Annotated in this window: 23 protein-coding genes, 1 tRNA gene and 4 pseudogenes; 15 read left to right on the top strand and 13 right to left on the bottom strand. The window is 70.1% G+C overall.

Annotated features, from left to right (window positions below; translation table 11 throughout):
* The first annotated feature begins 44 nt into the window (after positions 1-44).
* The 5 genes from ACWCPI_RS11930 to ACWCPI_RS11950 all read left to right on the top strand — a co-directional run bounded on the left by ACWCPI_RS11930 (position 45) and on the right by ACWCPI_RS11950 (position 2,970).
* Positions 45-129: transfer RNA gene (locus tag ACWCPI_RS11930), tRNA-Ser, on the top strand.
* A gap of 143 nt (positions 130-272) precedes the next feature.
* Positions 273-452: a hypothetical protein gene (locus ACWCPI_RS11935; protein ID WP_388802995.1), complete on the top strand. Its 180-nt coding sequence runs from the start codon at positions 273-275 to the stop codon at positions 450-452.
* 9 nt (positions 453-461) lie between these two features.
* Positions 462-755 carry a Dabb family protein gene (locus ACWCPI_RS11940; protein WP_451038003.1) on the top strand — a complete coding sequence of 98 codons (294 nt, stop codon included), beginning with the start codon at positions 462-464 and terminating at the stop codon, positions 753-755.
* A gap of 165 nt (positions 756-920) precedes the next feature.
* Entirely contained in the window at positions 921-1,790 is an 870-nt protein-coding gene (locus tag ACWCPI_RS11945; RefSeq protein ID WP_388803001.1) for an RNA polymerase sigma factor SigF, read from the top strand.
* A gap of 268 nt (positions 1,791-2,058) precedes the next feature.
* A complete protein-coding gene (locus tag ACWCPI_RS11950) occupies positions 2,059-2,970 on the top strand; it encodes an RNA polymerase sigma factor SigF (RefSeq protein ID WP_451038004.1) in 912 nt (303 codons plus the stop codon).
* Positions 2,971-3,332: 362 nt separating this feature from the next.
* Here the strand turns inward: ACWCPI_RS11950 and ACWCPI_RS11955 are convergent, their stop codons facing one another.
* Together ACWCPI_RS11955 and ACWCPI_RS11960 are read right to left on the bottom strand one after the other, a co-directional pair.
* Positions 3,333-3,557, bottom strand: coding sequence for a hypothetical protein (locus tag ACWCPI_RS11955; RefSeq protein ID WP_451038005.1), 225 nt, complete (start codon positions 3,555-3,557; stop codon positions 3,333-3,335).
* Positions 3,558-3,762: 205 nt separating this feature from the next.
* Positions 3,763-3,954, bottom strand: coding sequence for a hypothetical protein (locus tag ACWCPI_RS11960; RefSeq protein WP_388803010.1), 192 nt, complete (start codon positions 3,952-3,954; stop codon positions 3,763-3,765).
* Between the two features lie 205 nt (positions 3,955-4,159).
* Here ACWCPI_RS11960 and ACWCPI_RS11965 point away from each other — a divergent pair, with 205 nt between their 5' ends.
* The 4 genes and pseudogenes from ACWCPI_RS11965 to ACWCPI_RS11980 form a co-directional block, all read left to right on the top strand.
* Positions 4,160-4,657 (top strand): MarR family winged helix-turn-helix transcriptional regulator, encoded by a 498-nt coding sequence (locus tag ACWCPI_RS11965; protein ID WP_451038006.1) that lies wholly within the window; start codon positions 4,160-4,162, stop codon positions 4,655-4,657.
* 13 nt (positions 4,658-4,670) lie between these two features.
* Complete coding sequence (locus ACWCPI_RS11970; RefSeq protein ID WP_451038007.1) at positions 4,671-7,124, top strand: MFS transporter; 2,454 nt, start codon at positions 4,671-4,673, stop codon at positions 7,122-7,124.
* 90 nt (positions 7,125-7,214) lie between these two features.
* On the top strand, positions 7,215-8,039 hold the full coding sequence (locus tag ACWCPI_RS11975; RefSeq protein WP_451038008.1) for a YceI family protein: 825 nt from the start codon (positions 7,215-7,217) through the stop codon (positions 8,037-8,039).
* A 7-nt stretch (positions 8,040-8,046) separates the two neighbouring features.
* A pseudogene (locus ACWCPI_RS11980) lies at positions 8,047-8,133 on the top strand (IS5/IS1182 family transposase); the annotation flags it as partial.
* Here the strand turns inward: ACWCPI_RS11980 and ACWCPI_RS11985 are convergent.
* Positions 8,119-9,009, bottom strand: coding sequence for a LysR substrate-binding domain-containing protein (locus tag ACWCPI_RS11985; RefSeq protein ID WP_451038009.1), 891 nt, complete (start codon positions 9,007-9,009; stop codon positions 8,119-8,121). The pseudogene ACWCPI_RS11980 and the gene ACWCPI_RS11985 sit on opposite strands and share 15 nt — an antisense overlap.
* Before the next feature lie 271 nt (positions 9,010-9,280).
* Here ACWCPI_RS11985 and ACWCPI_RS11990 point away from each other — a divergent pair, with 271 nt between their 5' ends.
* Together ACWCPI_RS11990 and ACWCPI_RS11995 are read left to right on the top strand one after the other, a co-directional pair.
* Positions 9,281-10,603 carry a serine hydrolase domain-containing protein gene (locus tag ACWCPI_RS11990; RefSeq protein ID WP_451038216.1) on the top strand — a complete coding sequence of 441 codons (1,323 nt, stop codon included), beginning with the start codon at positions 9,281-9,283 and terminating at the stop codon, positions 10,601-10,603.
* Between the two features lie 158 nt (positions 10,604-10,761).
* A pseudogene (locus ACWCPI_RS11995) lies at positions 10,762-10,845 on the top strand (PPOX class F420-dependent oxidoreductase); the annotation flags it as partial.
* On the opposite strand, the gene ACWCPI_RS12000 reads toward ACWCPI_RS11995, so the two are convergent.
* From ACWCPI_RS12000 to ACWCPI_RS12030, 7 genes are all read right to left on the bottom strand, one after another.
* A complete protein-coding gene (locus tag ACWCPI_RS12000; protein WP_451038010.1) occupies positions 10,833-11,612 on the bottom strand; it encodes a TetR/AcrR family transcriptional regulator in 780 nt (259 codons plus the stop codon). The pseudogene ACWCPI_RS11995 and the gene ACWCPI_RS12000 overlap by 13 nt on opposite strands.
* Before the next feature lie 330 nt (positions 11,613-11,942).
* The gene (locus ACWCPI_RS12005; RefSeq protein WP_451038011.1) at positions 11,943-13,442 is read right to left on the bottom strand and encodes an MFS transporter; all 1,500 of its coding nucleotides are present in this window, start codon (positions 13,440-13,442) and stop codon (positions 11,943-11,945) included.
* 122 nt (positions 13,443-13,564) lie between these two features.
* Positions 13,565-15,796, bottom strand: a complete 2,232-nt coding sequence (locus tag ACWCPI_RS12010) for an ArnT family glycosyltransferase (protein ID WP_451038012.1) — start codon at positions 15,794-15,796, stop codon at positions 13,565-13,567.
* Positions 15,793-17,154 (bottom strand): glycosyltransferase, encoded by a 1,362-nt coding sequence (locus ACWCPI_RS12015; RefSeq protein ID WP_451038013.1) that lies wholly within the window; start codon positions 17,152-17,154, stop codon positions 15,793-15,795. Before ACWCPI_RS12015 ends, ACWCPI_RS12010 begins: the two co-directional genes overlap by 4 nt.
* Before the next feature lie 14 nt (positions 17,155-17,168).
* The gene (locus tag ACWCPI_RS12020; RefSeq protein ID WP_451038014.1) at positions 17,169-18,740 is read right to left on the bottom strand and encodes an ATP-binding protein; all 1,572 of its coding nucleotides are present in this window, start codon (positions 18,738-18,740) and stop codon (positions 17,169-17,171) included.
* Positions 18,737-19,477, bottom strand: coding sequence for a response regulator transcription factor (locus ACWCPI_RS12025; RefSeq protein ID WP_451038015.1), 741 nt, complete (start codon positions 19,475-19,477; stop codon positions 18,737-18,739). The genes ACWCPI_RS12020 and ACWCPI_RS12025 overlap by 4 nt, the downstream gene beginning before the upstream one ends.
* Before the next feature lie 174 nt (positions 19,478-19,651).
* The gene (locus tag ACWCPI_RS12030) at positions 19,652-19,918 is read right to left on the bottom strand and encodes an ATP-binding protein (RefSeq protein ID WP_451038225.1); all 267 of its coding nucleotides are present in this window, start codon (positions 19,916-19,918) and stop codon (positions 19,652-19,654) included.
* Between ACWCPI_RS12030 and ACWCPI_RS12035 the strand changes: the two are divergent.
* The 4 genes and pseudogenes from ACWCPI_RS12035 to ACWCPI_RS12050 all read left to right on the top strand — a co-directional run.
* Positions 19,901-20,593, top strand: a pseudogene (locus ACWCPI_RS12035) (DUF5753 domain-containing protein); the annotation flags it as partial. The gene ACWCPI_RS12030 and the pseudogene ACWCPI_RS12035 overlap by 18 nt on opposite strands.
* A gap of 5 nt (positions 20,594-20,598) precedes the next feature.
* Entirely contained in the window at positions 20,599-20,787 is a 189-nt protein-coding gene (locus ACWCPI_RS12040; RefSeq protein ID WP_451038016.1) for a DUF397 domain-containing protein, read from the top strand.
* Positions 20,788-20,939: 152 nt separating this feature from the next.
* Positions 20,940-21,107 carry a hypothetical protein gene (locus ACWCPI_RS12045; protein ID WP_451038017.1) on the top strand — a complete coding sequence of 56 codons (168 nt, stop codon included), beginning with the start codon at positions 20,940-20,942 and terminating at the stop codon, positions 21,105-21,107.
* Positions 21,108-21,110: 3 nt separating this feature from the next.
* On the top strand, positions 21,111-21,293 hold the full coding sequence (locus ACWCPI_RS12050) for a DUF397 domain-containing protein (protein WP_451038018.1): 183 nt from the start codon (positions 21,111-21,113) through the stop codon (positions 21,291-21,293).
* On the opposite strand, the gene ACWCPI_RS12055 is transcribed toward ACWCPI_RS12050, so the two are convergent.
* The 3 genes and pseudogenes from ACWCPI_RS12055 to ACWCPI_RS12065 form a co-directional block, all read right to left on the bottom strand.
* Entirely contained in the window at positions 21,284-21,691 is a 408-nt protein-coding gene (locus ACWCPI_RS12055) for an antibiotic biosynthesis monooxygenase family protein (protein WP_451038019.1), read from the bottom strand. The two genes, ACWCPI_RS12050 and ACWCPI_RS12055, sit on opposite strands and share 10 nt — an antisense overlap.
* Positions 21,692-21,773: 82 nt before the next feature.
* A pseudogene (locus ACWCPI_RS12060) lies at positions 21,774-22,004 on the bottom strand (DUF1266 domain-containing protein); the annotation flags it as partial.
* A 33-nt stretch (positions 22,005-22,037) separates the two neighbouring features.
* The gene (locus ACWCPI_RS12065; RefSeq protein ID WP_451038020.1) at positions 22,038-22,250 is read right to left on the bottom strand and encodes a bacteriocin immunity protein; all 213 of its coding nucleotides are present in this window, start codon (positions 22,248-22,250) and stop codon (positions 22,038-22,040) included.
* Between the last annotated feature and the right edge of the window lie 27 nt (positions 22,251-22,277).

The following is a 22,277-nucleotide window of genomic DNA, read 5'->3' on the forward strand; positions in this document are numbered from 1 at the left end:
TATCGATTTCAAAGCATGGCCCGGCGTGCTGTAAGGTCTCCCTCGGTAGCGTGTCCGAGCGGCCGAAGGAGCTCGCCTCGAAAGCGAGTGTGGCGCAAGTCACCGAGGGTTCAAATCCCTCCGCTACCGCTTGAGAAGGGCCCCGCCGACAGGCGGGGCCCTTCGTGCTGTTGATCTACCGAGAGGCGCGAAGGTTACACTCACCGCCGGTAACACAAGGCCCTTTCGGCCCTTTCGGCTCATACGGCGCAGCAGGCACAGGGGAGGCCGCGATGGCGGTGAATTCGAAGAAGATCGCCGTCTATCTGCTCGCGGTCTTCGTGCTCTACGTGATCATCACCGACCCGGCCAAGGCCGCGGACTACGTCCAGGTAGGGTTCGAGGGCATTTCGGACGCCGCCCAGGCCATCGGCGACTTCATGACATGGGTCGCCAACGGCGGCGACAGCTAGGGAGTACGCATGATCCGCCACCTGGTCCTGTTCAAGCTCGAAGAAGGCGTCCGGCGCGACGACCCACGGGTGGTGGAAGGCGTCGAGGCCTTCCGGTCGCTCCAGGGACGGATCCCGGAGATCCGGCACTGGGAACTCGGCTGGAACATCAGCGACCGGCCCATCGCCTACGACTTCGCCATCAACTCCGCCTTCGACGACGTGACCGCCCTGCGCGCGTACGTGGAGCACCCCGAGCACCAGGCGGGCGTCGCCCTGTGGCGGGAGTTCGCCACCTGGGTGATCGCCGACTACGAATACTGAGCCCCGCGCCGCCGGGTCGGCCACGATCCCCTGGAGCCCTCCGCCGTAACGGCGGGGGGCTTTCGCGTGTCCTGCGCAGCGATCCCTCCCCAACACGGGATTATGCGGTACTTGAACACAATGAACTGTCTTGTGATGCTATGACCGCTTTTGACGGATGAGTTGATGGATCACGAGGTGGAGTTGACCGTGCCGGCCAGTACTGCGCCTCAAGCCCCGAGCCCGGGAGCCCCGAGCGAGGAGGAGACCCCGGCGGCCGCGCCGCCCCGGAGCCGCGGAGCCGACACCCGGGCGCTCACCCAGGTCCTCTTCGGGGAGCTCAAGCAGCTCCAGCCGGGCACGCCGGAGCACAACCGCGTACGCGGAGCGCTCATCGAGGCGAACCTCCCGCTCGTGCGCTACGCGGCCGCCCGCTTTCGCTCCCGCAACGAGCCGATGGAGGACGTGATCCAGGTCGGCACCATCGGACTCATCAACGCCATCGACCGCTTCGACCCCGACCGGGGCGTCCAGTTCCCGACGTTCGCGATGCCCACCGTCGTCGGCGAGATCAAGCGCTACTTCCGCGACAACGTCCGCACGGTCCACGTACCGCGCCGGCTGCACGAGCTCTGGGTCCAGGTCAACAGCGCGACCGAGGACCTCACCACCGCCTTCGGGCGCACCCCGACGACCGCCGAGATCGCCGAGCGGCTGCGCATCACCGAGGACGAGGTGCTCTCCTGCATCGAGGCCGGGCGGTCGTACCACGCCACCTCACTGGAGGCCGCACAGGAGGGCGACGGGCTGCCCGGACTGCTCGACCGGCTCGGCTACGAGGACCCCGCCCTGGACGGCGTGGAGCACCGGGACCTCGTCCGGCATCTGTTGGTGCAGCTGCCCGAACGCGAGCAGAGAATCCTTCTGCTGCGCTACTACAGCAACCTCACCCAGTCGCAGATCAGTGCGGAACTCGGGGTTTCCCAGATGCACGTTTCGAGGCTACTCGCGCGTAGCTTCCAACGACTGCGGTCGGCCAACCGGATCGACGCGTAACCGCATACAAGATCGACCGGTCACCGTCACGAGCGAATCGCTCACCAGGGCGGATCCCGACAGTTGCGTGCCGAAATACCGTCAGACCCCCTTTATCCAGGGCGGATTCGGGTCTCACATGTCGACATGTCACTACAGCGTGTTGCCGACATGTGACATTCTTCGGGAAGCGCGTTTGCCGCGGCTTCGGCTCCGGTATTCAGGTGAAGGCTGACGTTCCTCGACGGGAGCGTCCGCCGCGACCGTCCCGCGACCCAAAGGGGGTGGCATGTCCGTAGAACAGGGCAGCTCGAAGGTGCTCACGCTCACGAAGAGCGAGTCCGCGCCCGACGCCGCGCTCGACGACGTTACGGCCCTCCAGGCCGTAGAGGCCCCGGCCCTCCCGGCCGCCGACGTCCCGGCCCTGCCGGCTTCGGTGAACATCGACACCCGCACCCTCTCCCGCTCCCTGTTCCTGCGGCTCGCCGCCCTGGACGAGAACAGCCCCGAGCGCGCGTACGTCCGGGACACCCTGATCGAGCTCAACCTCCCGCTGGTGCGCTACGCGGCCGCCCGCTTCCGCTCGCGCAACGAGCCGATGGAGGACATCGTCCAGGTCGGCACCATCGGCCTGATCAAGGCGATCGACCGCTTCGACTGCGAACGGGGCGTGGAGTTCCCGACGTTCGCCATGCCGACGGTCGTCGGCGAGATCAAGCGGTTCTTCCGTGACACGTCCTGGTCGGTGCGTGTCCCGCGCCGCCTCCAGGAGCTGCGCCTGGCCCTCACCAAGGCCAGCGACGAGCTCTCCCAGAAGCTGGACCGCTCGCCGACGGTGACCGAACTCGCCACCGTGCTGGGCGTGTCCGAGGAGGACGTCGTCGACGGCCTCGCGGTCGGCAACGCCTACACCGCCTCCTCGCTGGACTCCCCGGCCCCGGAGGACGACGGCGGCGAGGGCTCCCTGGCCGACCGGCTCGGCTACGAGGACAGCGCGCTGGAGGGCGTCGAGTACCGCGAGTCCCTCAAGCCGCTGCTGGCCAAGCTCCCGCCCCGTGAGCGGCGGATCATCATGCTGCGCTTCTTCGCCAACATGACCCAGTCGCAGATCGGCGAGGAGGTGGGCATCTCGCAGATGCACGTCTCCCGACTGCTGACCCGGACCCTCGCGCAGCTGCGGGAAGGCCTCATCTCCGACTGACCCTTCATATGTGACTGAGCGTCAGCCACCATGGCCCGATGCCCAGCTCACCCCGGACGACCTGGACGCCTGGCCGTCGGTGCGCCCTGATGGGCGCGTCGGCGGCCGTCGTCTGCCTGGGCGGCGTACTTGGCCGTGTGCGGGACGGCGGGGCCGTGAGGGGTGCCTCTCGACGGGGGCCGCGGGCGGCCCGCCGCGGGTGTCCGGTACGGCCGCCCTGCCGACGGGTGAGGTGACGCTGGTGCCGCTCGGCGGAGCGCACCGGGGCGGCGTGAGGGGCGGCGGTCCGCGCGGCCACCCGTGACAGCAGGAGAGGCGGAGCCCGGCCGGGCCGGCTTCCTCGGCGGACGGGGACCTCTCCCTCAGGCCGGCGAAGCCGCCGAGGCGGCAGACTCCGCGGGCCCCACCGGATCCGCGACCCGGCCCGGCGGTTCACCCCCCGAGGCACCCTCGGCATCCGCCTCGCCCGCGGCACCGGCCGAACTCGCCGTCGGCGCCCCCGTGCGGGAACCCGCCGACCGGCGCTGGTGGAAGACGGTGACCCTCGCCTTCCACAACTCCGGCGGCACGGCGGTGCGTTCGGGCACCGTCACCTTCGGCACCCGCATCATCGGGGCGCTCGGCGTCGGCTGGGCGACGGTGGAGTCGGCGCGGGAGCCTCCGGCGCCGATCGGGGCGGGTGCGCGGGAGGGTCGGGACCTGGACGGTGTGCGTCGAGGCGTGGCGCGTGCCGCTGGGCGTGCACATCGTCCGCGGGACGTCTCCGTCCGGTGGAATCAAGGGGCCTGCGGCCTACTTGAGCGCCAGCCAGGCCACCGCCGCCACGACCGCCACCGCGACGATCACACCGACGATCAGACCGACGCGCGGGCCGGAGGAGGCCTGCTGACGTCCGCCCTGCGGAGCCTCGTCGACGAACGCGCGGAACATCTGGGTGCTGCCTGCGGGGTCGTGGTTGCCCTGGGGGCCCTGGGTGTTAGCCATGGCCTGAGACCCTAGCGAATCCGCCCGTTCGGCCCAAGTGGGGGCTCCCGCCCTGCACAGGGGGTCACAGGACCCCCTTCACCTGCACATTTACGGTCGCAATGCTTGCCTTTGCCAACTTTTTGCGCCCACGCCCGTCCGTTTGTTTGCCTGTAGCAACCAAGCGCTTCTATGGTTGCCCTAAGCAACAAACACGGGAGGTGTGATGGCCGAACAGGCGCAGTACGAGGAGCTGGTCCGCCAGTTCAGCGCCTTCGGCGCCGTGAAGCGGGAGATGGGACGGACGCTGCCGTCCGACTGCCCCGCCGGTTCCGCCGCCGTACTGACGTTGCTGGCACGCCACGGGGACATGCGCATGAGCAAGCTCGCGGACCTGCTCGCCGTGGACATGTCGGTCACCAGCCGTCATGTCGCCCACGTCGCCGAGCGCGGCTGGATCGAGCGCTCCCCCGACCCCTCGGACAAGCGCAGCCGCATCCTGCGGCTCACCCCTGACGGCGAGGAGCGGGTGCGGGAGATGTCCCGGCGGACCACGCACCTGCTCGCCGAGCGGCTGAGCGACTGGACCGACGACGAGGTCGCCCAGCTGACCCGGCTCATGACCCGGCTGCGCGCGAGCTTCGACGACTGCCGGACCACGGCCGGACCGCCGGCGCCGCCCCACCCCCAAGAGCCCCCCCGTACACCCGCGACCACCCCGTAAGAGAAGGAAGCCCATGGCAACGACCACACCAGCCGGTGTGCGGGCCCACGCCAAGCACTCAGGAGGCCCGTCCGCCCACGGCGCTCCGATGTCGCACCGGCAGATCATGGAAGCGCTGACCGGGCTGCTGCTCGGTATGTTCGTGGCGATCCTGTCGTCGACGATCGTCTCCAACGCCCTGCCCGACATCATCAAGGACCTCGGCGGCGGCCAGAGCGCCTACACCTGGGTGGTGACCGCGTCGCTGCTGGCGATGACCGCGTCCACCCCGCTGTGGGGCAAGCTCGCCGACCTGTTCTCCAAGAAGCTGCTCATACAGCTGGCCCTGGTCGTCTTCGTGGCCGGCTCCGCGCTGGCCGGTCTGTCGCAGAACGCCGGAATGCTCATCACCTTCCGTGCGGTGCAGGGCATCGGCATGGGCGGTCTGTCCGCGCTGGCCCAGATCATCCTGGCCGCGATGATCTCCCCGCGCGAGCGCGGCCGCTACAACGGCTACCTCGGCGCCACCTTCGCCACCGCGATGGTCGGCGGCCCGCTGATCGGCGGTGTCATCACCGACACCGACTGGCTCGGCTGGCGCTGGTGCTTCTACGTCGGCGTGCCCTTCGCCGTGATCGCGCTGATCGTGCTCCAGCGCACCCTGCACCTCCCGGTCGTCAGGCGGAAGGTCAAGGTCGACTGGGCGGGCGCCTTCTTCATCACCGCCGCGGTCTGCCTGCTGCTGGTCTGGGTGACCTTCGCCGGTGACAAGTACGACTGGCTGTCCTGGCAGACGTACGCGATGACGGGCGGCTCGCTCGCGCTGCTGCTGGTCTTCGTGTTCGCCGAGTCCAGGGCGAGCGAGCCGATCATCCCGCTGCGCCTGTTCCGCAACCGCACCATCACCCTCGCCTCGCTGTCCTCCCTGTTCGTCGGCGTCGCGATGTTCGCGGGCACGATCTTCTTCAGCCAGTACTTCCAGCTGGCCCGCGACGAGTCGCCGACGATGTCCGGCGTCCTCACGATCCCGATGATCCTCGGCCTGTTCGTGTCCTCGACCGTCTCCGGCCAGGTCATCACCCGCACCGGTCGCTGGAAGGCATGGCTGGTCTCCGGCGGTGTGCTGGTGACGGCGGGCCTCGGGCTGCTGGGCACGATCCGCCACGACACCGAGTACTGGCACGTCGCCGTCCACATGGCCCTGCTGGGCCTCGGCGTCGGCATGATGATGCAGAACCTGGTGCTGGCCACCCAGAACCAGGTGGACCCCAGCGACCTGGGCGCCGCCAGCTCGGTGGTGACCTTCTTCCGCTCCCTCGGCGGTGCCATCGGTGTCTCGGCACTGGGCGCGGTCCTCAGCCACCGGATCACCCACTACGCCGAGGAGGGCCTGACCGCACTGGGCGTGCGGGGCTCCTCGGGCCACGGCGAGATCCCCGACCTCGACGCGCTGCCCGCCCCGGTACGCACCGTCATCGAGAGCGCGTACGGCCACGGCGTCGCGGACGTCTTCCTGTACGCCGCGCCGATCGCCTTCCTCGCCCTGGTGTTCGCCCTGTTCATCAAGGAGGTCCCGTTGAGGACGAAGGGGGCCCTGGCCCAGGCCGCCGAGTCGCAGCCGCCGAAGGCCGTGGCGCCGGCGCCGGTGGCCGCGCAGGAACGCGTCCCGAGCTGGGCCGACACCTCCTCCCGGACCGACGCCGCTCCCGAGGAGAGCCAGGGGCTCGCCGGAGTCCCGGTGCGCGGCTTCGTCCGGGGTGCCGAGAGCGCGCCCGTGGCGCAGGCGGCGGTCACGCTGATCTCCCTCGCCGGGCGGCAGCTCGGCCGGTCGGTGGCGCAGTCCGACGGCGCGTACGCCGTCGACGCGCCGGGCGCGGGCTCGTACGTCCTGATCGCCTCCGCCGACGGCTTCCAGCCCCAGGCCTCCACGATCGTCGTCGACGACGAGCCGGTCGCGTACGACATCCTGCTCAGCGGCACCAGCGGACTGACCGGTGCGGTCCGGGCCGCGGGGAGCGCGCTGCCGGTCAAGGACGCGATGGTGATCGTCACCGATGTCCGGGGGGACCTGCTGGCCACCGCCACCACCGGTGAGCAGGGCGAGTTCTCCTTCGCCGAGCTGGTGCCGGGTGCCGTGACCGTCGCGGTGAACGCCGCCGGACACCGGCCGCGCGCCCTGCCCGTCGAGATCGGCGGCACCGGCGTCACCCGCGTCGAGGTCGACCTGGAGGCCGGCGCCCAGGTCCAGGGCGTCGTACGGGCGCCGCACGGTCCGCTGGCCGACGCCCGGGTCACGCTGGTCGACGCGGCGGGCAACGTCGTCGGGAGCGCCACCACCGGCGCGGACGGGGCATACGCCTTCACCGACCTGGACGGCGGCGAGTACACGGTCATCGCGACCGGCTACCCGCCGGTGGCGACGGCTGTGACGGTGACCGGCCACGGCGTCGACGACCACGACATCGAACTCGCCCACCCCGGCGAGTAGCCAGACCCCGGCCCGTGGCGGGCGGCGCGCCTGAGCGGAGGCGCGCCGCCGCCGCGGGCCGGTTCCTTGAGCTCGAAGGAGTGACGTGAGATGGGACTGACCGCGAGGATCCGCACCCGGGACGGATGGGCCGTGTCGCACGCGGTCGTCACGGTGACCGACATGACCGGCGCGCAGGTCCTGCGCGCGGAGGCGGACGCCGAGGGGACCGTACGGGACCCGCAGCCACTGCGGCCGGGGGCCTACACCCTCATCGTCACCGCCGTCGGCTACGCGCCCGCCGCCGCGAGCGCGATCGTCACGGCGAGCGGCCGGGCCGAGGCCGGCACGGTGACCCTGGCGCGGCAGGGCGGCACACAACTGCCGCCGCCCGGACCCTGGACCGTCGACCCCGCGCACTCCGGCGTGGCCGCGGTCGCCCGGCACCTGGGGATCTCCAGTGTGCGCGGCCGGTTCACACGGTTCTCCGGTGCCATCGAGGTCGCTGCGGACGACGTCACCAAGTCCCGGGTCCAAGCGGTGATCCAGGCCGACTCCATCGACACGGGCAACGGGATGCGGGACCGGCATCTGAAGTCGCCGGACTTCCTGGACGTGGCGAAGTACCCCGAGATCACCTACCGCTCGACGGGCGTCACGGCCGCGGCCGGCTCCGACCGCTGGACGGTGCACGGGGAGTTGGGCATGCACGGTGTCGTACGGCCGGTCGATCTGGACCTGGCCTACCTGGGGACGGGGGCCGACCCGTGGGGCGGGACACGGGCGGCGTTCCGGGCGACGACCGAACTGCACCGGGACGACTTCGCGATGAACTACAACCAGGTCGTCGAGGCGGGCATCGCGGCCATCGGCACGACGCTGAAGGTCGAGCTGGACATCCAGGCCGTGCAGGGCGAGTCGCTGCCGCAAGGGTGAGCACGGCAGGGTCACGCACCACCGTTACGAGCACAAGCCGGAACGCTTCCTCGCCTTCACCGCCGTCGCCGCGACACTCTCAGTGCCTCGCCGTACCCAAGTCCCCCACAACCTGGGCAAGTGCCCGGACGGGGGCGAACTCGGTGTCGCTGCGCCAGACCAGGCCCCAGCGCAGGCCCGGCCAGTCGTGAATGGGCAGATAGACGATGTCGGGGCGGGCGTGGTAGCGGGTGACGTGGGCGCCCAGGTTGTGGATGACGTCCCCGGCGCCGACCTGGGTGAACAAGTCGTCCAGGCTCTTGATGGCCGGGCTGTGGCGTTCGATCGGGCGGCCGCTGGGGGTTTGGAAGGGCGTGAAGGCGTCCGCCCAGTAATCGGGTCCGGCCGGGCCCTGCCAAATGCCGAAATCGCCGAAGACCTCCAGGGAGACCGATGGCCGGACGGCCAGTTCGTGGTCGTGGGCGACGAGTGCCACCGCGTGTTCGGTGTAGATGACCGGCCCCACCGTGAGGTCGGGCTCCTCCACAGGCAGCCAGGCGACCAGGACGTCGATCTCTCCCCGCCGCAGCGGGCCGAACGCGTCGACGAACGGGTTGTGCCGTATGCGCAGGGCACACTGCGGGTGGCGGGCGCGGAACGCCTCCCAGTAGGGCCGTAGATCGTGGGCGTTGCTGGGCAGCATGCCCACGCGTAACACCTCGGTCGTACCCCGCGCGGCGAGCCTGGCCCGCTCCACGCTCTCCCGTAGCCCCCGGTAGACCGGCAGCAGGTCCTCGCGCAGTTGCTCGCCCAGCGGGGTCAGCCGCACGTTTCGGCTGGTGCGCTCGAACAACCGCGCCCCGACGCCTCGTTCCTGCTTCTTGAGAGCCTGGCTGACCCGCGCTTGCGAAACGTGCAGCCGTTGGGCCGTCCTGCCGAAGTGAAGTTCTTCCGCAAGCGTCAGGAAGATCTCGATGTCCCTCAGCTCCACCCGTCCCGTCCCCGTCCCCCTCGGCGCTGTGACGACACACCACGATCCATAAGCGGCAGGTTATCCGGCCTTTCGTGATCTCCCGTTGTTCCCCTTCCGGCCAGGCGAAATGCTGAAGGGCAGGCCGGACGACCAACTCGGCGATCAAAGTGAACACAAGGGGGACGACATGTCACAGGCCACCAGACAGACCGTGAGCTGGGACGAGCGGGGGAACTGGGCTCTGAGTGGCGGCGCGGACGGTGGGCTTTCGCGAGCGGGGCTGCGCCGGATGCGCGAGGTGCTTGCCGGTTACGTCGAGTCCGGGGCGGTTCCCGGACTGGTCGCCCTGGTCGGCAGGGGCGACCAGGTGCACGTCGAGGCCTTGGGCACGCTGCACGCGGCTCATCGATCGGATGCTCGATCGGTCGGCCGTTCGGGCGGCGGACCGGACGCCGGACTCCACGGTGGATCGGAGGGCGGATCGCCGGACGGCGGTGGGGCGGACGGCCTCGTCGGCGCTGCTCGCGGTGACCGACGATCTGCGGGGGCTCCGGGTGGTGCGCCGATGCGTCGGGACACCCTCTTCCGCATGGCCTCACTGACCAAGCCGGTCACTGCCGCGGCGGTGATGATCCTGGTCGAGGAGTGCCGACTGCGACTGGACGACCCGGTCGAGACCTGGCTGCCCGAGCTGGCGAACCGGCGGGTGCTGGCGCGGATCGACGCCCCGTTGGACGACACCGTGCCCGCCCGGCGCTCGATCACCGTGCGCGATCTGCTGACCCTGACCTTCGGTTTCGGTCTGGTGCCGGCTCCGCCGGACACGTACCCGATCCAGGTCGCCGTCCGGGAGCGGGGCGTCATCGGTGACGGGACCGCGAACTGGCCGACGGTCGGACCGGACGAGTGGATCAAGCAGCTGGGCGCTCTTCCGCTGATGTACCAGCCCGGCGAACGGTGGCAGTACCACGTCGGCTCAGACGTGCTCGGGGTCCTGGTCTCGAGAGTGGCGGGCCGGTCCTTCGGGGAGTTCCTGCGCGAGCGGCTGTTCGAGCCACTGGGGATGGTGGACACCGGGTTCCACGTGCCCGCCGACCGGATGCACCGGCTTCCCACCAGCTACGCCCACGACCCGGAGACCGGCGAACTCACGACCTGGGACGAGGCCGTCGGCGGTAAGTACAGCCGGCCGCCGGTGTTCGAGGCCGGTGGTGACGGTCTGGTCTCCACCGTCGACGACTACCACGCGTTCCACCGGATGCTGCTGAACAAGGGGAGCCACGAAGGCGAGCGCGTCCTCTCCCGCGCCTCGGTCGAGCTGATGACCACGGACCACCTGACGCCGGAGCAGAAGGTCGAGAAGGACCAGTTCGGTGACCTCTTCGGACGGCACGGCGGCTACGGCTTCGGCATGGCGGTGCGCACCCATCGCCGTGACCTCGCGTCCGTGGGGCAGTTCGGGTGGGACGGCGGCCTGGGCACGACAGCGTACGCCGACCCGGCGGAACGGCTCATCGGGATTCTGCTGACGCAGACGGCCATGGACTCCGCGGACACCCCCCGACTCCACCAGGACTTCTGGACCACCGTCTACCGGACGCTCGACGACTGACCATGCGCGGGCCGGCGCGGTGTCCGGGTCGCTGATGCGATACAGCGTGCACGGCAGGGCCGACGCCTCCACAGTTCTGCAGACGTAGAGCCGGTGGTGGGGCTGGATCATCCGGAGAGTGGCTTCCGGTGGGCCGCCGGTCCCGCATGACCAAGTTCCGGTCGATCATTCGCGTGACGCCGCGGCAGTGGGGGCCGGTGGCGACCGGCGGGTTCCCCGCGCGGCTCGTTCAGGGCGACTGAGACGGCGAGGCACTGCGCGCCACCATCGCCTCGATGCCCGCCACCAGCAGGTCCAGGGCGAAGTCGAAGTCCCGCTCCCACATCTCCTCGACCGTGTCGCCGCCGCGGGCCTCCATGAGTTCCGTGGCGTCCTGGACGAGGTCGGCGGCCTGCGGAGCCTGGGTCACCGTGCTCATGGTGTGCTGGAAGTAGTCGTCCGGGGTCATCCCGAACGCCGCGCTGCGGGCGATGAAATGGCCCTCGATGGTGCCGAAGCCGTACACGAACTGGAAGACGGCCGAGATGGCGGCCACCAGCCCGTGCGCGGGCAGGCCGGTCCTGCGGATGATGTGCTGCACCAGGCGGGAGAAGGCGAGGCTGTTCGGCCCGATGTTGACGTAGGTGCCGATCAGCGGGGACAGCCACGGATGGCGCACCAGCAGCCCTCGGTACCCATGGGCCAGCGCCCGCAGCTGGTCCCGCCAGTCCTCGTCGGCCTCCGGGTCGGGCAGGGTCAGTTCGCCGAAGGCGGCGTCGAGGGCGAGCTCCAGGAGGTCGTCCTTGGTGTCGACGTACCAGTAGACGGACATCGCGGTCACGTTCAGCTCGGCGGCCAGTCGCCGCATCGAGAACTTGGCCAGCCCCTCGGCGTCCAGCAGCCGGACCGTCGCCTCGACGATCCGGTCCCGGTCGAGCCCGGACGGCTGCCCCCCGCCGCGCCCGCCGCGACGCTCCTTGCCCTCCAACCAGACACTGGTCCGCGCCGTCTGCCCGGTCGCCCTCACCATGGCGCACCTTCCTGGAGATCCTTCACTGGCAGAGATGCTAGGTCGTGTCCGCAAAGTCCCGTCGTCCGCCCGGAGGGCGGGCCCCGCGGCGTATGGTGCGTGCTCTCGGTGTGCCGGGCGGAAGCCCTCGTACTGGTTGTACGTGGGCTTTCGCCCGGTGCGGCGAGAGTGCGTGCCAGGCGTCGCAGGGCAGGCGGGACTTTGCGGACACGACCTAGGCGGCAGCCGGCCGAGGGGTGCGGGAGCGGTGTCGCCGTGCGGCTGCGCCGCGTGGGCGCGACCAGCCACGACGAGACCGCAGCCGCACAGTGAGCCGGACCACCTCGGTTCTCAGGCGGAGTCTGCCCGCTCTGCCCGCCGCAACAACGCCGCCGCGACCACACCTCCGGCCAGCACGGCCGCCGCGCCGACCAGCTGACTGGTCTCCAGGCCGGAGGCGAAGGCGTCGGTGATCCGCGCCCGCTCCGCGTCCGACCCCGCCTCGGCCAGCGCCCCCGGCAGGGACACCGCGGCCACCGGGATCAGCGCGGCGAAGCGGGAGTTGAGCACGGCCCCGAGCACCGCGACGCCGAGTCCTTGTCCGAACTCCGCCACGGTGCCGTTGACACCGGCGCCGACACCGGCCTTCTCCGGCGGGATGGAGCTCATGATGGCGTGCGCCATCGCCGGGCTGGCGACCGCGGCTCCCGCACCGATGAGCACCAGGCCCAGCAGCGTGCCCGGGTACCCGTGGTGGGTGAGCGTCGCGATCGACACGAGGCCGGCGGCCATGGCCGTCATGCCGAGCCCGATGGAGACCGGGGTGCCGAGCCTGGCCGACCACTTCGCCGCGAGGCCGGTGAAGTTCAGGGCCACGATCATCAGCGCGAGGGGCGCTGTGCGCAGCCCCGCCTCCAGGGGGCCGTATCCGAGGACGAACTGCATGTGCTGGGTGAGCAGGAAGAGCGAACCGCCCATCCCGAAGGTGATCAGCACCGCTCCCGCCACGGCTCCGGTGAACCGCCGGTTCCGGAAGAAGTGCATGTCGAGCATGGGATACGGGATCCGGCTCTCCCAGTACGCGAACGCGCCCAGCACCACGACCGCGACGGCGGCCGTCGCCAGCACCCGGCCGGACGTCCAGCCGTGCTCGGGCCCGGAGATGATCGCGAACACCAGGGAGGCCATGCCGATCGTGGACAGCAGGGCACCGAGCAGGTCGGGGCGGTCGCCCTGCGGGTTCTTGGACTCGGGCACCAGCGCCACGACCGCCACCAGCCCGATCGCGGCGACCGGCAGGTTGATCAGGAAGATCGCGCCCCACCAGAAGTGGTCCAGCATGAAGCCGCCGATGAGCGGACCGGCCGCGAAACCGAGGGAGTTCACGGCCGCCCAGATGCCGATCGCCTTCGGCTGCTCCTCGGGCGTGAAGATCTGCATCGCCACGGCGAGCGTGGTCGTCATCAGCAGCGCGCCGCCGATACCCATGCCGGCCCGCGCCGCGATCAACTGACCGGAACTCTGGGCCAGTCCGGCCACCAGGGAGCCGATGCCGAACAGGACGAGGCCCGTGGCCAGCATCTTCTTGCGGCCGTAGCGGTCCGCGGCGCTGCCGGCGGTCAGCAGCAGACCGGACTGCACCAGCGAGTACGCGTTGATCATCCACTGGATGTCGGAGGTGGCGGCGCCCAGTTCGCTGGTGAGGGAGGGGATCGCCACGTTCAGGATCGTGTTGTCGAGCAGCACGGTGAGCTGGGCCAGACAGATGACACCGAGGATCAGCCAGCGCTGCGGGTGGCCTTGGGGTCGGGCTTCGGCCGCTTGGGCCTGTTCCTGGGGGGACGTCGTCATGCTGTACACCGTAGAACGGCTCCCATACGCCGTACAACGCAATTTTACGCCGTACGGCGAGGGTGGTGGCCCGGAGCCGTTGAGCGCCCCGGGCCACCGCCGTGTCCGACGTTGCGGCTGCGTCAGCCACTGGTCCTCTGCGTCAGGTCGTAGAAGGTCGCCGACCCCACCGTGACCTGCTTGAAGTTGGCCTCCACCCACTCCGTGATCTGCGCGGAGGTGCCGTCGCCCCTGCCACCCATGCCCCCGCCCGCACCGGAGGCGATGAAGTAGTGGATCTCCCCGTCCGCCACGTACTGCTGGAACTCGGCCAACGTCGGTGACGGGTCGGTGCCGTTGAAACCGCCGATCGCCATGACCGGGTCGCCGGTGGAGAGCTGGTAGCTCGCGGCGTTCTGGGCACCGATGGCCGCGGCGACCCAGGTGTGGTCACTCGCGTTCTCCTCCAGCAGATCCCTGGCCTCGTCGCTGACACCGGCGCCGTTGAGCAGACCGCCGACACCGCCCCGGCCGCCCATGCCGCCGCCGTCACCGGTCTGGCCGCGGCCGGGCATACCGTCCTGCTGGTTCTGGCCCTGCCCCTGCCCTTGGGTGCCGCCGTTGCCGTTCTGCTGTCCCGGCATGCCGCCGCCGGGGAAGCCGTCGCCGTTCTGCTGTCCTTGGCCCTGCGGGTTTAGGCCCTGCGCGTTCTGGCCCGGCATTCCGCCCCCGCCGGGGCCGCCGCCCATACCGCCGGGGCCGCCGCCCCGGCCGCCCGCGACGGCGGGACCGGCCGTGACGATCGAGCCGGTGTGCCCCTCGTTCACCGTGGTGAGGGTGTAGGCGGCCGGGCCGGCGAGTGCCGCTGCCAGGCCCAATCCGACGACACCCAGGGCGAGTCGGCGTCCCAGCCGGGCCGAGAAGATCAGGCCGAGGGCCGCGAGGAGACCGCCGACCAGCACCAGCCACTTCAGCCAGGGCAGGTAGTCGGAGGAGCGGTTGAGCAGGACGTACCCCCAGGCCGCGGTGGCCGTCATCGCGGCCGCCAGGGTCAGCGACGCCCATGCCCTGTCACGCCTCTCCCAGAGCAGCGCCGCGCCCATGCCGACCAGCGGGGCGATGTAGGGAGCGAGGGCCACGGTGTAGTACTCGTGGAAGATGCCCTGCATGTAGCTGAAGACCAGCATGGTCGTGAGCAGGGCGCCGCCCCAGACCAGGAACGAGCCCCGGGTCACGGACGTACGGCCGGCCTTGCGGGTGGCCACCAGGCCCGCGGCCAGCAGGATCAGCGCGGCCGGGATCAGCCAGGAGACCTGGCCGCCGATGCCGGAGCCGAAGAGGCGGTCCCAGCCGGTCTCGCCCCAGTTGCCGCCGCCGTTGCGGCCCCCGCCGCCGACGCTGCCGGTCTCCTCGCCGTTGAGGCGGCCGAGGCCGTTGTAGCCGAAGGTCAGCTCCAGGAAGGAGTTGTTCTGCGAACCGCCGATGTACGGGCGGGAGGAGGCGGGCCACAGCTCGACGATCGCGACCCACCAGCCGCCGGAGACGACGATGGCTGCCAGACCCGCGGCGAGCTGACCGATCCGCTTCTTCACCGGCACCGGCGCGCAGACCGCGTAGACGACGGCCAGCGGCGGCAGGATCAGGAAGGCCTGCAGGGTCTTGGCGAGGAACGCGAAGCCGATCGCGACGCCGGCCCACACCAGCCACTTCGTACGGCCGTCCTCCAGGCCCCGGATCACGAAGTAGCAGGCCACGGCCGTCAGCAGGGCCAGCATCGCGTCCGGGTTGTTGAACCGGAACATCAGCGCAGCGACGGGGGTGAGCGCGAGCACCGCACCCGCGATCAGACCGGCCGCCGGGCTGAACCGGCGTCGTACGGCCGCGTGGACGACGGCGACCGTGCCGACACCCATGAGGACCTCGGGGACGAGGATCGCCCACGAGCTGAGGCCGAAGAGCCGGACCGACAGGGCCATCGGCCACAGCGCGGCCGGGGGCTTGTCGACGGTGATGGCATTGGCCGCGTCCAGCGAGCCGAAGAAGAAGGCCTTCCAGGACTGGCTGCCCGCCTGGACGGCCGCCGAGTAGAAGGAGTTGGCGTAGCCGGAGGCGCTCAGGTTGCAGAGGTAGAGCAGGAACGTGGCGAGGAGCAGGCCGAGGAAGGCCGGGCGTGCCCACCGGGGGTCCTCGGGGCGACCGCGCCACAGCCGCCGTCCCCGGGTGCCGGGGCTCCCGACTCCGCCGTGGGCCTCGTGGGTCCGGGGGGCCTCGTGGGCCTCGTGGGTCTGGTGGGCCTCGTGGGTCCGGTGGGCCTCGGGGGCCCTTTCAGCCTCTTCTGTCGCGTCGGGGGTCTGCTGGTCGTAGTGGACGGTCATCGGGAGTCCCTGGGGTCGGTGTGGTGCGTGTGCGGGGATGAGCGCCGCGGCAACGGGCCGTAGGGCGACGCCGGTTGCTCGACCGAGGTGTGTGGCGCGGCCACTGCGGAAGGGGCGTCGCGCTGGTCCGGGAAGACCCACGCCCTGAAGAGCAGGAAGCGCAGTACGGTCGCCGCGAGGTTGGCGGCGACCAGGACCGCCAGTTCGGTGGAGTGCGCGGGGGCGCTGCTGGCCGCGTCGAGGGCGGCGAGCGAGCCACTGGTCAGAGCGAGGCCGATACCGAAGACGACCAGGCCCTGCGCCTGGTGCCGTACGGCCCCTTCACGGCCGCGGACGCCGAAGGTGAGGCGCCGGTTGGCCGCCGTGTTGGCGAGGGCGGAGACCAGCAGGGCGAGCGCGTTGGCGACCTGGGAGCCGGTGAAGACGCGGAAGCCGCTGTACAGCAGCAGGTAGAACAGGGTGGACAGGGCACCGACGGCGCAGAATCCGAGGAGCTGGCGGGCCAGGCCGCCGGGCACGTCCTTGATCGCGCGGTCGCGCGGGTCGTCGCCGAACGGGCGGGCGAGCCGGTCGAGCGGGAGCGAGCCACTGGCCAGGGCCTTGCCGACCCGCCACACGCCCTTGAGGTCGTCGGTCGCCGTCCGCACGATGTGCACGGTCGAGTCGGGGTCGTCGACCCAGTCGACCGGGACTTCGTGGATACGGAGTCCGGCCCGCTCGGCGAGCACCAGCAGCTCGGTGTCGAAGAACCATCCGGTGTCCTCGACGAGGGGCAGGAGCACCTGGGCGACATCTCGCCGTACGGCCTTGAAACCGCACTGCGCGTCGGAGAAGCGGGCCTGGAGCGAGCCGCGCAGGATGAGGTTGTACGCCCGGCTGATGAACTCCCGCTTGGGTCCGCGCACGACGCGCGAGGTGCGGGCCAGCCGGGAGCCGATCGCGAGATCCGAGTGGCCGGAGATCAGCGGCGCCACCAGTGGCAGCAGGGCGTTGAGGTCGGTGGACAGGTCCACGTCCATGTAGGCGAGGACCGGGGCGTCCGAGGCGGCCCAGACGGTCCGCAGCGCCCGGCCGCGGCCCTTCTGCTCCAGCCGGAAGGACGTGACCTCCTCGACCTCCGCCTCCAGCCGCGACGCCACCTGGGGGGTGGTGTCCGTCGACGCGTTGTCCGCGATCGTGATGCGGAACGCGTACGGGAAGGTGCGCTTGAGGTGATCACGCAGTCTCAGCACACAGGGCTTGAGGTCCTTCTCCTCGTTGTGGACGGGGATCACTACGTCCAGGACAGGCGTACCGGCATCTCCGGCCGGGAGGTGCTCCCGCGCCGGCAGGGTGCCGGGAGAAGAGTCGGTTCGCATGGGACCGACCTTCGTCAGGCGCCCTGTTCCGCCCATGTGGTGACGCTGTGCCGTGCCTGTGAGTGTTGCTGTCGGCTCGGTTCGGGGTCCGGATACGCGGGCAGGGCGGGCAGACGCAGCGTGAACACGGTGCGTCCCGGCACACTGTCGACGGTCACGGCGCCGCCGTGCGCCGCCGCCACGGCCTGCACGATCGCGAGGCCGAGGCCGGTCGAGCCGGTGGCACGGGTGCGCGCAGAGTCGCCGCGCGCGAACCGTTCGAAGACGTGCGGAAGCAGGTCCTGGGGGATGCCCTGACCGTTGTCCTCGACGTCCACGCACAGCCACGGGCCCCGCCGTTGAACACGGGCAGTGACCGTCGTGCCGGGTGGGGTGTGGTTGCGGGCGTTGCCGAGGAGATTGACGAGCACCTGGTGCAGACGTGCCGCGTCCGCCGACACGAGTGCCGGTTCGTCGGGCAGGTCGAGACGCCAGGTGTGGTCCATGCCGGCCGCGCGGGCGTCGCTGACGGTGTCCACGACGAGGGGGACGAGGTCGGTCTGCTCGAACTGGAGGGGGCGGCCGGCGTCGAGACGCGCCAGCAGCAGGAGATCCTCGACGAGCAGGGTCATGCGCCCGGCCTCGGACTCGATACGCCCGAGGGCGTGCTTGGTGTCCGGCCCGATGTCCTCTCTGCCGCGTCTGGTCAGCTCGGCGTACCCGCGGATGGAGGCGAGCGGGGTGCGCAGCTCATGGCTGGCGTCGGCCACGAACTGCCGTACCCGCGTCTCGCTCTGCTGGCGGGAGTGCAGGGCCGCGTGCACGTGGGCCAGCATGCGGTTGAGCGCGGCGCCGACCTGCCCGACCTCGGTGTGCGGGTCGGTCTCGGACTCGGGGACCCGTTCGCTGAGGTTGACCTCGCCGGTGTGGAGGGGGAGTTCGGAGACGCGGGTCGCGGTGGCGGCGACCCGGCGGAGGGGGCGGGTGGCGACGCCGACGATGACGGTGCCGGCGATGCCCGCGGCGACGACGGCGGCCGCGGTGACGCTGATCTCCACGAGGACGAGGGTGTGGAGGGTGTTGGTGACCGTCTCGGTCGGGAGGGCCACGTAGTAGCCGCCCTCGAAGCCGTGGACGTACGTCACGCGGTACTCACCGAGGCCGGGCAGTGTCACGGTGTGGGGGCCGCCGTCCGTGGGAACGGCGGAGAGCACGTCCTTCACGGCGTCGTCGAGCTCGGCGGCCCGGCCCTCGAAGCCACTGGCCTCGTCGGACTGCCGCTCCGCCATGACGGCCCTGGTGACCTTGCCGTCCGCGCCGACCTCGGCCGCGACGGTCTTCTCCTGCACGGGCCCCTTGGTGACGAAGCCCTCGATGCGGTCCTCCGTCGCCGGGGGCGCGTCCCCGCCGCCCGGTTTGAAGGGCACCGACAGACGCTTGCCGGCGTCCTCGACCTGCCCGTCCAACTGGTCGTTCAGGTGCTGGCGCAGGGCGAGGGCGGTCACCGTCCCGATCACCGCGCACACCACGGCGATCAGCACCACGGACGCGACGACGAGCCGCGTCCGCAGGGTCCGCGGCTGTCCCGCCCGCCGCCGCCCGCTCATGATGCGGCAGGCTTGATCAGGTAACCGGCACCGCGCCGGGTGTGGATCATCGGCTCCCGGCCGGCGTCGATCTTCCGGCGCAGATAGGAGATGTACAGCTCGACGACATTGGCCTGCCCGCCGAAGTCGTACGACCACACACGGTCGAGTATCTGGGCCTTGCTCAGCACCCGCCGCGGGTTGCGCATGAGGAACCTCAGCAACTCGAACTCGGTGGCGGTGAGATGGATGTTCTCCCCGGCCCGCGCCACCTCGTGACTGTCCTCGTCGAGGCTCAGATCCCCGACCACCAGCACGGAGTCCGACCGCCGGTCGGCGGCCCCGGACCGCCGGATGAGCCCCCGCAGCCGGGCCACGACCTCCTCCAGGCTGAACGGCTTGGTGACGTAGTCGTCCCCACCGGCCGTGAGCCCGGCGATACGGTCCTCCACGGCGTCCTTGGCGGTGAGGAAGAGGACGGGAACGTCCGGCACCTCACGGCGCAGCCGCCCCAGGACGGCCAGCCCGTCCATGTCCGGCAGCATCATGTCCAGGACGACCGCGTCGGGCCGGAACTCCCGCGCGGCCCGGACGGCTCCCGTGCCGTCCCCCGCACTCCGTATCTGCCATCCCTCATAGCGCAGGGCCATGGACAGCAGCTCGGTGATCGACAGCTCGTCGTCCACCACCAGCACCCGCACGGGGCTCCCGTCCGGCCTGAGCAGTTCGGTGCGCCCGTGGGGCGAGGTCGTGGTCATGGTCCCCACGGTGTCGGCGCCCTCTGAGAACACGCTTTCCGCAGCCTGTGATTTGCCTGAGAAACGCATAGGGGGTTCTCAGGGGGTGGTTGGGGGTCGGGGCGTCGCGGGGTCGAGGAGTCGTGGGATCGGGGGTCCTTGCCGCGGCAGCAACCGGACACGCGGCTCAGCACGCTATGCGTGCAGGCCCCTCGGGACGTCGAGTTCGAGTTCCGCCCAGACCGTCTTGCCCACGGTGAGCTTCTCGACCGCCCATCGGTCGGCGTACGTGCGGACGAGCAGGAGCCCACGGCCGAACTGGTCGTCGAGGTCGGCGGTGCGGGTGGCCGGGAGCCGCTCGCCCCTCGGGTCGCTGACGGCCACCCGGAGCGCGGTACCGGTGAGGGACGTCTCGACCCGGAACAGACGGTCCCGCAGGCAGCCGTCAGGGCACTGTGCCACCTCTACGGTGAACACGACGAGGCCGCGATCGGAAATCTGCTGGCGCTGGCGAAGGCGGACCGCGAGCGGCGCAAGGCGCACGGCTGGTGGAACCAGTACCCACAGCTGCAGGGGATGGTCGAGTACGTCGCGCTTGAGGACAGCGCAACCAACATTCGCACCTGGCAACAGGCCACGGTCCCCGGCCTGTTGCAGACGGCCGACTATGCGCGAGCACTCGCCGTCGGCAACGGCCACTGGGAGGACCCGGACGAGATCGAGCCGTTCGTCGAGTCCCGCATGGCCAGGCAGGCTCGACTGGACGGCGAAAACCCTCTGGAACTCTGGGCGGTCGTCCACGAGGCGGCCCTGCGTCAGCTGGTCGGTGGGCGGGACGTCATGCGGGCCCAGTTGGAGCACCTGCTGGACGCGGTACGGCGACCGAATGTGAAACTGCAGGTACTGCCGCATCTCGCGGGCGCCCATCCGGGCATGAACGGGGCCTTCACCATCGTGTCGTTCGCTGAGCCCGGCGCGCTGGACGTGGTCCACGTGGATACCACCTCGTCAACTGTCTGGTTGGAGAGCAATACTGATGCCGACCACCACAGGGGGCTCTTCGAGCGCATCACGCGACTGAGCCTCGCTCAGCGCAACTCGGTCAAACTGATCGACGAAATCCTGAAGGAGATGTAGTCGGCATGCCCGGATACGAGTTCATCAAGTCCAGCTACAGCGGCGGCAACGCCGGCCAGGAGTGCGTCGAGGTCGCCCGCAACATACCCGGCACCATCGCCGTCCAGGACTCCAAGGCCACGGACGGGCCGGTACTCCGACTCACGCCGGGGTCCTGGACGGCCTTCCTCCGCGTGGTCTCACCTCACCGCTGAGGCACCTTCCGGCCAGTTGCCTGCGGACACAGCAACAACCGGGAGGCTCACCCGCCCGCCGCGCCAACCCTCGATGTCGAGAGGCCCAGTTGAAGGCGAGCAGTGCCTACCGCCAGGTGGGTCACCGATGGCTTTGCCGTGCTGTCGCCTCAATGCAGCGCACCACACACGGCAGCGCTCCCGCCCGGCTGCCGCTGTCGGACATCACAGACTCAACAGACAGCACGCCGAGGATCACCTTCTCAGGCACGTCGGTGAGCCTCCTCAGCAAACTGAGCGATTCCGTCGCCCTGATCGAACCCATCCGCAAGGAGCTGTGAGCCGTGCCGAACTTCGAGTTCGTGAAGTCCAGTTACAGCAGCGGTAATGGCGAGTGCGTGGAAGGCGCCCGCAACGTCCCCGGCACCATCGCCGTCCGAGACTCCAAGGACCCGGACGGACCGATACTCCGGCTCGCGCCGGGCAGCTGGACGGCCTTCCTTCGCTCGGTCTCACATCACCGCTGAACGCCATCCGGCGAGACCGCCTCGCAGGGCCCGACGGTCGGGGCGCCCCTCCGATCGAACCCATTGCTGTGCTCGACCTTGGCGATGTGCAGCGAGTAGCGCTCGTACCAGTGCGCACGCCCCTGCGCCTTGGCCACGCGATGCTCAGCATGGTCGCGCCACTGCTCGATGCCGGCGAGGTCCCGGAAGTAGGCGACGGTGATCGAGAGACCGCCCGGGGAGCGGGCAGAGTCCTCTCCGAGGAACCCGGGAATCTCCTTGACCAGTTCGCCCATGCGCTGGGCGGTCGCACCGTATCCGCCGTCCCCCTCGGTGCGGATGGAGGTGAACACAACGGCGTAGTACGGAGGTTCATGGGCGGGAACAGGGACGACGGGTGTAATGCAGTGATCGCTCATGTCACCGAGGGTCGGTGTCCGCGCCCCACAGCGTCCAGCTTCCTTGCCAAAAGGAATCCCGCAGGGACCCAACTCTTTACCGTCACCACCCACTCCGCCTGACGTGCAACCCTGCGGATTCTGGAATGCGCACGACAGGGACTACCGGAAGGGGATGTTGAGCCTCGTACCAGCTGCCGAACTGTTCGTTGTCGAACTGTAGGCAGCGGCCGAGGATGAAGCCGGCGGAGAAGTCCTGCCAGGGCTCGTAGCAGAGGGCCGCATGCTGCCCGGCCTCGATGACGGCGGCCCCTGCCTCCGGCAGGGTGCAGTAGCGGGTGCTGAACTGACGTACTGGCGGAACGCTTTACAACTCAATGGGACGATAAGCTAGGGCCCTGTCCACCACTTCTTCAGCCGTAAGTTTGGGCGTGTTGTAGTAGATCAGATCCGTAACGCGTGGATGCAATACGCTCAGCTTCAATTCCTCGACGATACGATCTTCCTCATCCTCGGGGAGATTTGCATCAATGAGCTGTTGGACCATGTGAATCAATTCTTCGCGTGACTTCTTTGACATTGCGCACCTTTCCTTCCAGAGGCGAGA

Source organism: Streptomyces sp. NPDC001920, from assembly GCF_053594495.1.